Raw genomic sequence first — 15,416 nt, 5'->3', positions numbered from 1 at the left:
CCGCTTAAAAGGCTAGAACTGGTGTCCACTAATTTAAGTGCACACCATGTCTTGGCTTTGCGGGGCTTGGTAGGTGACTTGGCCGGACGGATACGTAACTTCGTCATACAGGCTCATTTAGAAGTGAGTGAGCAAAACCGCTGCCCCTCATTAGCGACGAAAATTTCGTCATGACGAAAAAACACACTATGCAGGCGCTATGGAGGGCTAAGGCAGGATAGGCCAAACACCGGAACACTGTGCGCACAACACCGTTACGGACGATCCAAGAGAATCGATATAATTCACCAGTCGCAGTTAGGACCGACTCGACCCGTCGTTTGCATCGGACTTGACCAGCAACCGGGTGGATCGAGCGGCGGAAGTCTGCCAAAAGAGCCAGTCGAAGGCGTCCAGGAAATCAGGGGCGATTCAGTTTGTTGCTTCGAATACCCCGCAGCGACTGCTATTTAATGGAAGTCTGGATCGTAGCCGTCTTCATTGTATTCTTGAATGAGGGACTGAGACGGCCTCACACCAACCTCAACGTTAGCCCAATCTCTTACGCTTTTTGCCACACCATGGAAGCCGGGAAAGAGCGTTGAGCCATCTACGCCAAGGCGCGAGCAAAGGTCGAGTAAGGCGGGAGCTTCCTCAATCGGCAAGGTCATTTTGACAAGTGGTGTGTGGCTCCCTGCCATGCTGTAAATCTCTTCAACATCCTCTAGCGCTTCTACCTGATACAAGTCGTCTGGGTTATATCCCTTAACCTCATGCGTAGTGAATAAACCAGACTGAGCCGCCTGATTTTTGCTCGTTCCCCCTGGAGTTCTAATCACCTTCACTGTTTTCCAGTGCATCGCATAAGTGGTGTCCAGAGCCCAGATTGCCAGCCTCGGCATCTCCCTGTTATCAATCTCAAGGTTTGCCGATGAGGCAGCGAAGTAACAAGCGACAAAGCTTCTCTCAGTCCAGTCTAGGAGGCGAGTGGGCACATCGTAGTGTTGAGCTACGGCCATGATTTCGTATAGTTGAGTAGACGGCCAAGGGGTATGCGGGCTTTGGAGCGAACCCCAACCATCGGCAAGTGTTCTGCTCAACTGTTCCGTGTAACCCGGAACATTTAGCCCTGAGCGATCACAGCCGATCAGAAATTTCCTCAAGATCTCCAGCTCGAAGGCTACTTGCCCAGCCGTTGAGACATCAAACATCCTTCTTGGCGAGCCATAGGCGAATGATCCTGTTCCACGCCTGCACACTGATGGTGTCAGCTTGTACTCATCACTTGGCTGGCCTCTAAAGATGAATCTTCCAGTACCCCAAATAGGGTTTAGAGGGGACAAGTGGTCCAGCAACTGGCGTGCAGTGTGGAAAGGTATCTCTGTTGGACTTGCCATCGCTCCTTCACTCCGCTTCCGTTTGGTGATTTCCAGTGTAATGGCCTTTTGACAGGTAGGCTATTGCAGTTCACTCAGGTTATGGCCGCCCTTGAACGGACGTTAAGAGCGGTACAGCACGCATGCCTATCGTTAGTCGATTGCGGCCGTTTGAAGCGCTACGGATTCGAAGACACCTCCAAGCCTCAACGTACCTGTTGTTAGACCATTGCTGAACAGTCTGCTTTTTGCCGTTTGCCGCCCTCCACCAAGGCCCGCTATGGGTCGACTTCTGAGAGCCAGGCTACCCAGTATGCTGGTCAAATCCGACGTAAACGACTGGTCAGGTCGAATGAAAATGAGTGGGCAAGTGAATGCAAACGGGTGGTACGGTAGAGCGCAATTACCCAGTCCCCTCACCATGTTGCAAAGGTGTAGGTGGACTAGTGCAGCAACAATATCAGGGCCCGTTGAGAAAATTGGAGTATCCGACAATCAGCCGAGGGACCTCAAAATCTCAACCCCCTTATCAGCACTTCCAATTAATCGGCTGTATAGCGGAGGAATTCGAATCCGCCGCCGCCGCGCCACCCTTCGACTTTTGTAATACCATCAGTGTCCCCGTCTATTACATAACGAAGCCGCCGAACAACTATATCTACAATATGATCACCAGCTTCAATACCTATGTATCGACGATTCATTTTGTGAGCTACCGCAGCAGTGGTGCCCGAGCCTAAAAAAGCGTCCAGCACCAGATCTCCAGGATTAGTAGCGATAGACAAAACCTTTCTGATTAGTTCTTCTGGCTTCGGGGTGTCAAAAACGGTCTCATCAGGAAACATTTTTAGCAGGTGTTTTTTGGCGCTCTTACTCGTTCCACATTCTTCCGCAAGCCAGATTGTCTCAGGCGTGACCTTTATAACCTTATCCCTAAGAAACTTTTTGACTCTAGGCACGCCAGTACCGTCCTTTCCGAACCAAACGTTATTTTCAGCTATTTCCTTATCCATTCTGGCTTTGTTATACGCCCAGCATCTACCGTTAGGAGGCGAATAAACTCGACCGCTCGGAGACGTTATCTCATAGAACTGGCTAGGCACTGCATGACCTGCCTGTACATTCGCTGAAACAGATTGCCAAGGGCCCCGTGGATCATTGTCGGGATTTTTATACCGATCTATTATTTCTTGCGTGCCGGGCAATTTGTTGGCCACAGCCGCAAAGCGCTTACAGTTCTTGGCATAAACGAGAATATATTCATGATTATTGGAAAAGGCTTTCCGATTTTCACGCGTAGTTCGTTGCTGCCATATTACAGTGGTAACAAAATTTTCTCGGCCGAATATTTTGTCTGCCGCCACTTTTAAATAATGAACCTCTCCGTCATCGATGGAAATCCAAATACTCCCGTCATCTGCGAGGAGATCCCGTAACAACTTAAGCCTGACCTCGATCATCGAGAGCCACTCCAAATGCTCTCGATTATCCATATAATGACTATAGTCCTCGCCATTATTATAGGGCGGATCTATATACACACACTTGACGGCGCCGCAATATTTTTTTGAAAGATCCTGTAGCACCAGGAGATTGTCTCCGTGTATAATCTCTCCGCTTACACCACCCTCATCGCAACTATGTTTCTTAATCTTTTTCAACATTTTGCAATTTGCTCACTAGCCATCAAGTCTCAAAGGGGACAACTTTGAATCAGATAGCGCCCCCTGAAAACTTTGAATCGCTTATCAAAAATGAGCGGATTATACCATCGCTTACCAATAACAAGAAGTACTTTTTCCGATCTCTCAATTATCTTGGGAGCAAACTAAGGATGCTTGACGCTATCGGTGAAGTTATTGATGAGCTTTCATCGCCTAATGATGTAGTTGCAGATTTGTTTGCTGGCTCTGGCTCCGTGTCCAGATTCCTGTCCCAAGCCAGAACGGTAATTTCGGCCGACATTCAGGAGTATTCTCGAGTCATATGCTCAGCTGTTTTAAATCCAAGCAATTCCATTCAGCCTGATATATTTATTGACAAGTGCCGTTCTTCAACCATGCACGCTGCATTAATTGAATCATGCACAGAAGTTTTAGAGTATGAGAGCGAAGCAATTTCAAGAGCACTTGAAGGGCTGCCTTTGCAACTGTGTGAGTTTTTGGAGGAGGCGTCTTTAATAAAATCCGCCGATGAAAACTACCTCAACTGCTCTGGACTTCTGGAATATGCCCTAAAAGCTTCACATAAAAAACTTATGCGACTAGAGAGCAAGTTCGAAGGCTTGTGCACTGCTACTCTATACTATGGCGGCATCTATTTTTCATTTAAACAAACGGCAGCTATTGATGCCATCCTTTATGAAATAGAAAACTCTGAATCTCGCGATAAAGATACGTTACTTGCAGCATTGCTCAGTGCTGTCAGCAATGCAGTAAATACAATCGGCAAACAGTTCGCTCAACCAATACAGCCCCGCATGTCTAATGGACAGCCCAAGAAAGGCATAGCCGCAAAAGTCAAGAAAGATAGAGAGATCGATATTTTTGATGTTTTTTCCGAGAACCTAAAAAAATATGTAGGGTTGCAATGTAACAACCTTCCACATCAAGCTCTATGCATGGACTTTTCGGACGCGCTAGATCAATTACCCAAAAACACTCGGGTTGTATATGCTGATCCACCCTACACGCGTGATCACTACAGTCGTTTTTATCATGTCCTTGAGACACTTTGCCTTAGAGACTCCCCAACCGTTTCACGAACCAAAATTGGCGGAAGTTTGCGCCTCAGTCGTGGGCTTTATAGGGAGCAGCGCCATCAATCTCCATTCTGCATCCGTTCACAAGCCCCCCAGGCCTTCACTACACTATTCAGTAAAGTTTCGAAGTTGGGAGCAAGCTTAGTCCTCTCCTATTCCCCGCACGTTGTCCGTGAAGGAGAACACCCGAGAGTTATGACGATAGAAGATTTGACAGCGCTTGCTCGTAGCCACTTCCAAGAAATTTATACAGTGTGCCCTGGAGAGTTCAAGCACAACAAATTAAATAGCCGAGAAAATAGTTTCGAGCAAAAGCCGCATGGTGAAATTCTAATAATTTGCAAAAATTAGTTTTTCAAAAACCTTGCGAGTGGCGTTGCATCAATAACCTCAGGCGAGTTATTCACTGAAGAAACCACTCGCCTTACACTTTCTCCACCCGCGTTTTCATCAAGCCAGTTCCGTAGAGACTCATAAGAGCGAGTTCCAGGCATACTCAGATAGTATGCAAACATTCGGACAGAAATTCGAACAAAGACCCCTATCGGTCGCCCTTCGACTGGATAGTCCAATCCCGACGCCGCTTCGAGTTCGACTCTAAAATTGTCACTTGCCACAGTCACACAAGGACGATCTTCTAGATTGCCATATTCTCCCGAGTCGTAAATAGCTCGGAGCACTAAGCGCTTAGAGTTGTCACCTCGAATACCACCAAAGAAACCTACAAAGGTTTCAAGTGTAAAGTTAGCTTGCTTCCAGCGTCGACCACTTTTAGGAATTTCTGCAACCAGAAAAATGGCGTCGGAACTGAAACTCCAGTCATCTAAGTCTTCTGCCGCCTCCATATCAGCGACATCAAAGACTTGAACTTCTTGAAGCTGTTTCTCTCCAACAACGTCTACATTTTCCAGATCGTCAAGAAATACAGCTTTGCGGATGTTGTTTAGCTTAGCTCGTTCCGACACAACCTCGCTATCAAGCGAATGCAAGTTATTCCTGTTTGACTCAATCCAAGCATCCCAGTTTTGCTCAATGGAGTTGATCTCTTCAGCATCGACTTGTGCAACGGAGAATACTTCGCGATTTTTTCTGAGACCACCGACCGTAAGGTTGCCAGACCCTGTGACCACCACACCACCTTGATCGTTTTTAAACCAGCAAACTTTTGGATGGAAGACTGCCCCTTTTTTGTCATGAACAAAGGCCGTGATCTCAAGCCCATGATGACGACCCTGAAGGGCTTGCAGTGCACCTATAGCTGCTTCATTCGTGATTGCATCCATACCTACGACGAGCTGAATAGGGTTTTTTCCAAGCATTTGGCTAAATGAAGGCGCGCCCATTAGCAAATCAACACCGCCTTTTGAAACGAAAGCGTAAGCGCCAGCAGCGGACGTCGCGCCCTCGCCCGCTGCGTTCAGGGCCTCATGTAGTGAGACAGAGGCTTGGTAATCGGGGTCTTGGATGCAAATTTGGGTGGTCATGCATGTCGTCCATGGAAGATTTTGTTATCCAGCGCAGGTACACTGGAGGTACAGTGCTAAACTTTTTGGAGCTTCGCTTGATTACTGCTGGATACAGAAGCCAATTTCTCGCTCTGATACCCAGTTTTACGTAGGCTACGCGAAACTCTACTAGCCTTTTAGTATCACGCGCAAACTCATAATCCTTTGGTCCACGGTTCGAGTCCGTGTGGGCCCACCAACTTGAAAGCCGCGCAATGCGCGGCTTTCGCGTGTCTGGCGCCTGGATTTTAAGCCCCCCTCCCTTGCTCCCCTGGTTCACCAGAAGCAATACTCCGTGGGCTGACAACGGTGAAAGCCATCCCGCGCCGAATCCTTTCACTCAAATCCCTCACCGAGACGCTCATCATCGCCACCCTCCCCCGACTGTTCCTAGAGCTATTCTGGCAACTCGCCATCCTCCTGGTTCCGGCCTTTTTCGTCACGGTCATGCCACCCCCGCTGGCACTGCTAACGGTGCTGCTCTTCGGCCTGTTGATGGGCATCGCGGCGAGACTGGGTTTCTTATCAGTGGGACGGGGCTGTGCCCGGTTGATGATCGGCGCCGTCTTTGGCCTGGGTTTCAGCCTGGGCAGGGCGCTGCCCGAGTGGTGGGGTATTTTGGCGGCAATCGCCGCCATCATCGGCGGGCTCGCCTGCGTCAGCAAATGGGAGCGCCGTCTCGGCCTGGTGTCGGACCCTATCAAAGGGCCAAGTGCCTGGGGCGGATCCGAGCCGCAACTGACTCCTGAGGGTGAGCCGATCCGGACGTTCAACCACGGCGAAATCGCCATGGGCGGCCCGACCTATTGCGACTATCTGTTTCCTGATGGCGTGCTCCTGCAAGGCCTTGGTTCCTCAGCGGTGTTTTCCAGCGATGGGCGTTATTTCGCCGCACCGGTGCCGTCCCGGCAGGCCTGGGGGCTGGTCGTCCTGGATCGTCAACAGCGCCGGGTCTACCGCTGCGACAACAGTGAGTTCTGGGAACTGGACACGTTGGACCTTGATCGCCTGAGCGGTCGTTATAGCCCGTTGGTGGATAACAGTGTTCGCCAGACTCGGATCGATGAGCTGTTGCAAGCCGCCAGCGCCAACGATCTGCTACCCGTTGCTGACCTTTGGCTGGAACCTGGCAGTTACCCGGACAATATCGCGTGCACCTTCGAACGGCGCTCCGCTGACGGGCAACAATGCCTGGTAGGTGACATCGTCTTGCCTGCGGCTTTTCGCGATCTGCCCCAGCCTTTGGAACCATTGCGTTCACCGCGCTATGCCATCAGCGTCAATGGACAACCGTCGGCTCTGCTGATGGCCGCCGACACAGCATTGGTATGGAGCACCGATCAACGCGCGCTGGTGTGTCAGGCCCAGGAACAAACCGGGCATCCGAGCGGCGACCGCTACTGGTTGTGGCAGGTTGACCAGGGCTGGCGGGCACTGCCTTCGCCGTGGGTGAAGCGTGAGGCCGAACCCTCTTTCTATTGGCATGACGTGTCGAGCCTCGACGAGCACCATGTGCATATCGAGTCGTACCTCGACTACCCGCGTCCATCCCTCGGCCGCTATGGCTATCGCCTCGATAGCATCCACAGCGATACCGAAATCCAGGCGGGCCATGACGCCCAGGGTCGGGTGCAGGTCGCCGAGTTTCAACTGACCCGAATGAGCATTGCGATGCCGCGGGACGGTCAGGGCCGGCGAGGTGAGTCGTTCATAGCGACGCAGCCAATGCTGGGCGGTATCTGCGCTCACTTGATCTGGCTTTGCGACAACAACGAAGGATTGGGGGCTTATCGCTGTCAGATCGGTGACTGGCAGTTGCCGGGGCGCTGGCTACTGGATCATCGGGTTTCCGACTGCGGTCGTTATCTGGCGCTGTTACCTTTTGCAGATTCGATGACAGTCGCGACCCACGCGGCGGTTGTCGACGTGAAGGCGCGATGCGTGCTGGAAGGGCCCAGCATGTGGGTGGCCCGCCTACTCGATTTCCGTGCCGGCCTACTGAGTCTGGCGGCGATCGCCGGCCGCCTGGATCAGGACCTGAACGGCAATGCGCTGCAACGCTTCAATGTGCCTGCGCCGAAGGTCGGTGGCGATCCTTCGTTCTTTCATCCCGACGAGCAATCCCGGCTGTTCTACACCACCGTGGAGTTGCGGGTGACCGAGTCACAGCTCTACCGCGTTGCCCCTTGGCGCCTGGTGGATCGCCCGCAGGCTGCCATTGCCGAGGGCGATTTCATCCAGCCCTCCTCCACCCATCGGGATGCCGCCTGGCTGTTCGGCAGCGAGACGGAATATGCCGACAGTTGGGTCCGTGCGAATGCACCGCGGCTCGGCGGTCATCTGTTGACCGCATCCGGCTGTGCATTGAGTGACCTTGCGCCCTCGATGATCTGGTCGCCGGACGGCCGCTATCTCGCGCTGACCCGCATGGCCACCGATGTGACGGAGCTCTGTGGAAGCTATCGCGGCTGGCTGTTGCTGCTACTCGACGTTCAAGCGCACACGCTGCGGGTGCATCCACAATGGTTGGGCAACCGTCCGCTGTTTGAAGGTTTCGACGAGCAACATGTGCACCTACGCTGCTTTGAACGGGATTGGGAAGCGGAGGACGATGAGGACCCAGGTTCCTTGCGGTCACTGCCACTGGCGCTGTTGCTGCAACTACCCGGTGAACAATTGGTCTGCCAGGATGGTTTCTGGCTCCAGGCCTCGCACGTACATCTGGCGTCCTACTGGCAAGCCTTGGCATTACCTGCCAGCAACTATTTCGGGCACAAGAGCCTGTAACATGCCCACCACCGATGCCCACGCCGGAGCCCACCTTGTCTGACACCCGCCCTCCCGTCCTCGACGAAATCGACCGTCAACTGATCGCCGCCCTGCAAATCAATGCCCGGGAAAGCGTCGCCATGCTCGCCCGGCAACTGGGCATCGCCCGGACGACCGTGACCTCGCGGCTGGCCCGGCTGGAAAAAACCAAGGTGATTACCGGCTATGGCGTGCGCCTTGGACAACGGGTGGTCGATGGCGGCCTGCAGGCTTACGTCGGCATCAAGGTCCAACCGCGCTCCGGCAAGGACGTGTTGCGGCGCCTGAGCGCCATGGCCCAGGTCCAGCAGTTATGCGCGGTCAGTGGCGAATTCGATTACGTGGCCTGGCTGCGCACCGACTCACCGGAACAGCTGGACCAGTTGCTGGACCAGATCGGCAGCGTGGATGGCGTGGAGAAGACAACCACCTCGATCATTCTCAGCAGCAAGATCGATCGAGGGCAGCCGGTCTAGGGCCTGTGTCAGCCGAGTCAATGTGGGAGCGAGCCTGCTCGCGATTGCGCAGTGTCAGTCCAGATAGATGTTGACTGGACTGACGCTACCGCGAGCAGGCTCGCTCCCACGGGGACTGCACTTCGTCACTTTGTCTTGTGCGCACTTCATAATGAATCCAGGCAAACCAAAACGACGACACATTGCGTCTTATTAACGTGTTCCACGCTCTCTAGAATGGCCGGCATCTTTCCTATACTCAGACGCGAGCCAGCGTCGGGTCGCCCCACAAGGTCAGCCATGAACAAGCACAATCGCCATCCAGCAGACGGTAAGAAGCCCATCACCATTTTCGGGCCGGACTTTCCTTTCGCCTTCGACGACTGGATCGAGCATCCGGCCGGCCTGGGCAGTATTCCGGCTGACAACCTCGGAGCGGAGGTGGCGGTCGTCGGGGCTGGGATCTCTGGCCTGGTGGCAGCGTACGAGTTGATGAAGCTGGGCCTCAAGCCGGTAGTCTACGAGGCGTCGAAAATGGGCGGGCGGTTGCGCTCCCAGGCGTTCAATGGTGCCGAAGGCATTGTTGCCGAATTGGGGGGCATGCGCTTCCCGGTGTCGTCCACGGCGTTCTACCACTACGTCGACAAGCTCGGACTGGAAACCAAGCCGTTTCCCAACCCGTTGACCCCGGCTTCTGGCAGCACCGTCATCGACCTGGAGGGGCAGACTTTCTACGCGCAGAAATTGGCGGACCTTCCCGCGTTGTTCCAGGAAGTGGCCGACGCCTGGACCGATGCGCTGGAGGACGGCTCACGCTTCAGCGAGATCCAGCAGGCGATTCGCGACCGTGACGTGTCGCGCCTCAAGGAGCTGTGGAACACGTTGGTGCCGCTGTGGGACGACCGCACCTTCTATGATTTCGTCGCCACCTCCAAGGCATTCGCCAAACTTTCGTTCCAGCATCGTGAAGTATTCGGCCAGGTCGGCTTCGGCACCGGTGGCTGGGATTCGGACTTCCCCAACTCGATGCTGGAAATCTTCCGCGTGGTGATGACCAACTGCGACGATCACCAGCACCTGGTGGTGGGCGGCGTCGAACAGGTGCCCCACGGCATCTGGAAACACGTGCCGGAACGCTGTGCACACTGGCCGAAAGGCACCAGCCTGAGTTCGCTGCACCTGGGCGCGCCCCGCAGTGGTGTGAAACGCATCGCTCGCGCCGAGGATGGCCGGTTCAGCGTGACGGATGTCTGGGGCGACACCCGGGAATACGCCGCGGTGCTGGTCACCTGCCAGAGCTGGCTGCTGACCACCCAGATCGAATGTGAAGAGGCGCTGTTCTCGCAAAAGATGTGGATGGCCCTGGACCGCACTCGCTACATGCAATCATCGAAGACCTTTGTCATGGTCGACCGCCCGTTCTGGAAAGACAAAGACCCGGAAACCGGCCGCGACCTGATGAGCATGACCCTCACCGACCGCCTCACACGCGGCACCTACCTGTTCGACAACGGCGATGACAAGCCAGGCGTCATCTGCCTGTCGTACTCCTGGATGAGCGATGCCCTGAAAATGCTGCCCCATCCCGTGGAAAAACGCGTGAAACTGGCCCTCGATGCCCTGAAGAAGATCTACCCCAAGGTGGACATTGCCGCCCGGATCATCGGCGATCCGATCACCGTTTCCTGGGAAGCCGACCCGCACTTCCTCGGCGCCTTCAAGGGAGCCTTGCCGGGTCACTATCGCTACAACCAGCGCATGTATGCACACTTCATGCAAGACGACATGCCGGCAGAACAAAGAGGGATCTTTATCGCTGGCGATGACGTCTCATGGACACCGGCCTGGGTTGAAGGCGCGGTGCAGACCTCACTCAATGCCGTGTGGGGAATCATGAAGCACTTCGGCGGTGAAACTCACGCCGAGAACCCGGGTCCAGGTGATGTATTCAACGAGATCGGTCCGATCGCATTGCCTGAATGAAACGGCCCGAATAAAAGGAGTTGTCGATGCGCGTAGCCCTCTATCAATGCCCACCGCTGCCACTGGATCCGGTCGCCAATCTGCAACGCCTGCATCAGGTAGCGCTGGAGGCCAGGGGCGCCGATGTGCTGGTGCTGCCAGAGATGTTCATGACTGGCTACAACATCGGCGTCGACGCGGTGAATGTATTGGCCGAGGTCTACAACGGTGAATGGGCGCAGCAGATCGGCCGCATTGCCAAGGCCGCCGGCCTGGCGATTCTCTATGGCTACCCTGAGCGCAACGAGGATGGGCAGATCTACAACTCGGTCCAGTTGATCGACGCCCAGGGCGAGCGCCTGGCCAACTATCGCAAGAGCCATCTGTTCGGTGACCTCGATCATGCGATGTTCAGTGCGGGCGACGACTCATTGCCGATCGTGAGCCTCAACGGCTGGAAGCTCGGCTTCCTGATCTGCTACGACCTGGAGTTCCCGGAGAACGCCCGACGCCTGGCCCTGGCCGGCGCCGAACTGATCCTGGTGCCAACCGCCAACATGCAGCCCTATGAGTTCATTGCCGACGTTACGGTGCGCGCCCGGGCTATCGAGAACCAGTGCTTCGTGGCCTACGCCAATTACTGCGGCCATGAAGGTGAATTGCAGTATTGCGGCCAGAGCAGCATTGCCGCGCCGGACGGCAGCCGCCCCGCCCTTGCGGGACTGGATGAAGCCTTGATCGTGGGTGAACTGGACCGTCAGTTGATGGACGACTCCCGGGCAGCCTACAACTACCTGCATGACCGCCGCCCTGCGCTTTACGGCGACTTGCGCAAGCACTGATTGAGAACATCCTCCAATCCGCTAGCATGAGCGCATCTCTGCCTTGGAAGCGCTCATGCCGGCCCCCGACTCCCTCCTCCCCTCTACCGAAACCCTGGCCAACGGCCTGAGGGTGACATTGCGTCATGCATCCGGCCTCAAACGCAGCGCAGCCGTGCTGCGGGTGGCCGCTGGCAGCCATGATGCGCCGCTGGCCTGGCCGGGCATGGCACATTTCCTCGAACACCTTTTCTTCCTTGGAACTGAGCGTTTTCCCACGGGAGAACATTTGATGGCCTACGTGCAACGGCATGGCGGCCAAGTCAACGCGCGGACCAGCGAACGCACCACAGACTTTTTCATCGAGTTGCCGCCCGTTGCCTTCGCCGGCGGACTGGAGCGTCTGCAGGACATGCTTGCCCATCCGCGCCTCGACGAAGACGATCAGTTGCGGGAGCGGGAAGTGTTGCAGGCAGAGTTCATCGCCTGGTCCCAGGACGCGGCGGCCCAGCGCCAGGTTGCCCTGATTGATGGCCTCTCGACAGCCCATCCGCTAAGGGGTTTTCACGCGGGTAACCGTGACAGCCTGGCGGTGGAGCAGCCCGAATTCCAGACGGCACTGCGGGATTTTTACCGACGGTTCTACCACAGCGGTCAAATGACCCTGAGCCTGGCTGGCCCGCAAGGCGTTGATGAGCTGGGCGCACTGGCAGAATCATTCGGCAACGGCTTGCCTGCCGGCGACATAGCTGCCCGGCAGTCACCACCGAGACTGATGGAGTCGTCCGATGCAGGTTATCAACAGGTCAGCGACGGTCGCCTCGATCTGCTATTCGCGTTCGAAGACCTGCCCGACGCTTCGCCCCAGGCCCTGGATTTTCTCTGCACCTGGCTGAACACCGGCAAACACGGCGGCTTGTTGGCCACCTTGCGCCAACGTGGGCTGGTTGACAGCCTCAACGCCACGCCACTGTATGAATTTGCCGGACAGGCGCTGCTGCACATTGAACTCAAGCTCGATGAGCCTCAACGGCAGGACGAAATAGAGCCGTTGCTGCACGACTGGTTGGGATTTTTTGCCGCCCAGGACGACTGGACGTCCTTGCGCAAGGAGTCGGTCGCCATGTTCCACTGCCGGCAGATCACAGGATCGGCGCTGCAACTGGCTCGCTCGGACAATGAAGGACGGGGAGCCTCCCTGTCGGAGAACGATCTCGTGCGGCTCAGGGAAATCCTCAGGCAGTTGCAACCGGCGTCTCACTTCACCGAAGCATGGCAGTTGCCCGCACCCAACCCGTTCCTGCAAACGGCTGCCGAGCCACCCCGCGCCGGACTGATACGCGGCCAGAGGAGCGCCCATCGCGGTTTGCGAACCTTCGCTCAGGATCGCTCCCGGGGGCGGCGGGACCGCTCGCCCATACAGTTCAGGCAGGGGCTGACGGATAACAGCCACGAAGGCGTGGTATACCTGCGCTGGCGTCTGTCAGCTCAGCCACCGCATGACCTTCAAGCCAGGCTGGAACGGCACCTGCAGGATTTGCGAGAAGAGGCCCGGCAGGCCGGGGTGGAGGTCACTGTGGAAGCCACCGAAGGCCAATGCCTGCTGAAGCTGGTCGGTTTGCAGGCACCGATGCCGTTGGTGCTCGAACAGGTTCTAAAAAAGTTGGGAGAGCCGCTGCCCAATGCTGTAAACGAAGCGCCGCTGATACCGATTCGACATTTGTTGAAGGCGCTGGCGGACCATTGCCGGCCGTCGTCTCCACCGGAAACGCTGTCGAAGCCCGACAGCGACCAAAACCTGTGGGCAAGCGCCGAGTGGGACGGCCTGGCCATCGGCCTTTCTGAAACGACCCAGGGCATCATCGGCCCTGCCCTGGCCAGGGTGCCTGGCATCGCCGGCCAGCCCGTCGAACCGGTGCCACTCCTGGCGCAGCGCATCTGGTACACGTTGCCAAGCCAGGGCGACGAACAGGCCGTGTTGCTGTTTTGTCCGACGCCCACCCTGGCGTTGTCCGACGAGGCCGCTTGGCGGTTACTGGCACAGTTGTGTCAAACGCCGTTCTACCAACGCCTGCGGGTCGAGTTGCAGTTGGGCTACGCGGTGTTCAGCGGATTGAGACAGATCAACGGGCAGGCCGGCCTGCTGTTCGGTGCCCAATCCCCCAGTGCCTCAGCGGCTGGGTTGATCAGCCACATCGACGTGTTCCTGATGGGATTACCAGAGTTGATCCGACAGATCGACGATTCGACCTTGCTAGGCCAACAACGGACACTCGCGTCCCAGTTCCACAGCGATGCTCTGCCCTGCGCCCAAGCGGCCGAGCTGCTTTGGCAGGGCAAGCTGGCCGGCCGGCCGTCGGATTACCTTGAGCAACTCAGCGATGCAATCGCAGGGTTGAATCGCGCGCAATTGCTCGATGCCGCCCGCCGCCTGCTCGACGCCGAAGGTGGCCGATATTGCCTGAGCAACGGCGCTTGCCCGGACACACATCGGTACCTGCCGAAATGATCGTTACAGCGTCTGCAACGAGCTTTCTCGGAGAATCGAGGCGTACTAAATTGTTTAATTTAGTAACATAGCTGCCTAAGCATCTGAACATCTCCGAGCGGAGGTGGACTATATGTATAGATCCGAACCGTCCCACCCCAACCAAAGGAGTATTTCCATGTCCTGGTCCAAACCCGCATATATCGACCTGCGTATCGGTTTCGAAGTCACCATGTACTTCGCCAACCGTTGATTGCTGCAGTCGGTTGAACGCGCAGCAAACGCCTCGGTCACCCGGGGCGTTTTTTATTTCGGTTTGCAGATGGAGCGGCCATGTTCGTCCAGATTCTAGGTTCCGCCGCCGGCGGCGGTTTCCCTCAATGGAACTGCAATTGCGCCAATTGCGCCGGCTTTCGCAACGGCAGCCTGCGGGCCCAGGCGCGCACTCAGTCATCCATCGCGATTTCCGATGACGGTGTGAGCTGGGTACTGTGCAACGCCTCTCCGGACATCCGTGCCCAGCTCCAGAGCTTCGCTCCGATGCAGCCGGGCCGAGCCCTGCGGGACACCGGCATCGGCGCCATCATCCTGATGGACAGCCAGATCGACCACACCACCGGCCTGCTCAGCCTGCGCGAAGGCTGCCCGCATCAAGTCTGGTGCACTGACATGGTCCATGAAGACCTGAGCACGGGCTTTCCGCTGTTCAATATGCTGACCCACTGGAACGGCGGGCTGAGCTGGAATCGCATTGAACTCGACCAGAGCTTTACCGTTCAGGCCTGCCCGAACCTGCGCTTCACGCCGCTGCCCCTGCGCAGCGCCGCACCGCCCTATTCACCCCATCGCTTCGACCCGCACCCGGGCGACAACATCGGGCTGATCGTCGAAGACCTGCGCACGGGCGGCAAACTGTTCTATGCCCCAGGCCTGGGCCAGGTCGATGGTCCGTTACTGGAGATCATGGCCGGCAGCGATTGCCTGCTGGTGGACGGCACGATGTGGGACGACGATGAAATGCAGCGCCGTGGCGTTGGCACCCGGACAGGCCGGGAAATGGGCCACCTGGCGCAGAACGGTCCCGGCGGTATGCTGGAAGTGCTGGAGCAACTGCCCGGGCCACGCAAGGTGCTTATCCATATCAACAATACCAATCCGATTCTTGATGAAGACTCACCGGAACGGGCCGAACTTGTACGCCGAAAGATTGAAGTGGCCTACGACGGAATGAGTATTGAGTTATAGGGAGGGTGGGATGAAT

Annotated in this window: 11 protein-coding genes; 8 read left to right on the top strand and 3 right to left on the bottom strand. The window is 56.2% G+C overall.

The window, feature by feature from the left end:
• Positions 1 to 449 precede the first annotated feature (449 nt).
• The gene (locus tag FBX99_RS19855; protein ID WP_256664096.1) at positions 450 to 1,376 is read right to left on the bottom strand and encodes an FRG domain-containing protein; all 927 of its coding nucleotides are present in this window, start codon (positions 1,374 to 1,376) and stop codon (positions 450 to 452) included.
• 521 nt (positions 1,377 to 1,897) lie between these two features.
• Complete coding sequence (locus tag FBX99_RS19850; protein ID WP_145132621.1) at positions 1,898 to 3,019, bottom strand: site-specific DNA-methyltransferase; 1,122 nt, start codon at positions 3,017 to 3,019, stop codon at positions 1,898 to 1,900.
• A 44-nt stretch (positions 3,020 to 3,063) separates the two neighbouring features.
• Between FBX99_RS19850 and FBX99_RS19845 the strand changes: the two genes are divergently transcribed.
• Complete coding sequence (locus FBX99_RS19845) at positions 3,064 to 4,467, top strand: DNA adenine methylase (RefSeq protein ID WP_145132619.1); 1,404 nt, start codon at positions 3,064 to 3,066, stop codon at positions 4,465 to 4,467.
• Here FBX99_RS19845 and FBX99_RS19840 read toward each other — a convergent pair.
• A complete protein-coding gene (locus FBX99_RS19840; RefSeq protein ID WP_145132617.1) occupies positions 4,464 to 5,600 on the bottom strand; it encodes a phospholipase D family protein in 1,137 nt (378 codons plus the stop codon). The genes FBX99_RS19845 and FBX99_RS19840 overlap by 4 nt on opposite strands.
• Positions 5,601 to 5,939: 339 nt before the next feature.
• Between FBX99_RS19840 and FBX99_RS19835 the strand changes: the two genes are divergently transcribed.
• The 7 genes from FBX99_RS19835 (at position 5,940) to pqqB (ending at position 15,400) form a co-directional block, all read left to right on the top strand.
• Positions 5,940 to 8,408: a hypothetical protein gene (locus tag FBX99_RS19835; protein ID WP_372241322.1), complete on the top strand. Its 2,469-nt coding sequence runs from the start codon at positions 5,940 to 5,942 to the stop codon at positions 8,406 to 8,408.
• A gap of 35 nt (positions 8,409 to 8,443) precedes the next feature.
• Positions 8,444 to 8,905, top strand: coding sequence for an Lrp/AsnC family transcriptional regulator (locus FBX99_RS19830; protein WP_144931543.1), 462 nt, complete (start codon positions 8,444 to 8,446; stop codon positions 8,903 to 8,905).
• A gap of 279 nt (positions 8,906 to 9,184) precedes the next feature.
• Entirely contained in the window at positions 9,185 to 10,867 is a 1,683-nt protein-coding gene (locus FBX99_RS19820) for an NAD(P)/FAD-dependent oxidoreductase (RefSeq protein ID WP_145132615.1), read from the top strand.
• Between the two features lie 26 nt (positions 10,868 to 10,893).
• Positions 10,894 to 11,688: a carbon-nitrogen hydrolase family protein gene (locus FBX99_RS19815; RefSeq protein WP_145132613.1), complete on the top strand. Its 795-nt coding sequence runs from the start codon at positions 10,894 to 10,896 to the stop codon at positions 11,686 to 11,688.
• A 55-nt stretch (positions 11,689 to 11,743) separates the two neighbouring features.
• Positions 11,744 to 14,176, top strand: a complete 2,433-nt coding sequence (pqqF, locus tag FBX99_RS19810) for a pyrroloquinoline quinone biosynthesis protein PqqF (RefSeq protein WP_145132611.1) — start codon at positions 11,744 to 11,746, stop codon at positions 14,174 to 14,176.
• A gap of 157 nt (positions 14,177 to 14,333) precedes the next feature.
• Complete coding sequence (gene pqqA / locus FBX99_RS19805) at positions 14,334 to 14,408, top strand: pyrroloquinoline quinone precursor peptide PqqA (protein ID WP_053156473.1); 75 nt, start codon at positions 14,334 to 14,336, stop codon at positions 14,406 to 14,408.
• A gap of 80 nt (positions 14,409 to 14,488) precedes the next feature.
• Positions 14,489 to 15,400, top strand: a complete 912-nt coding sequence (gene pqqB / locus FBX99_RS19800) for a pyrroloquinoline quinone biosynthesis protein PqqB (protein ID WP_145132609.1) — start codon at positions 14,489 to 14,491, stop codon at positions 15,398 to 15,400.
• The last annotated feature ends 16 nt before the right edge of the window (positions 15,401 to 15,416 follow it).

The sequence above is a fragment of the Pseudomonas sp. SJZ074 genome (assembly GCF_007828215.1).
In the GTDB taxonomy this organism is placed as follows: domain Bacteria; phylum Pseudomonadota; class Gammaproteobacteria; order Pseudomonadales; family Pseudomonadaceae; genus Aquipseudomonas.
Note: the sequence above shows the minus strand (reverse complement) of the source record. Positions and strands in the feature narration are given on the sequence as shown.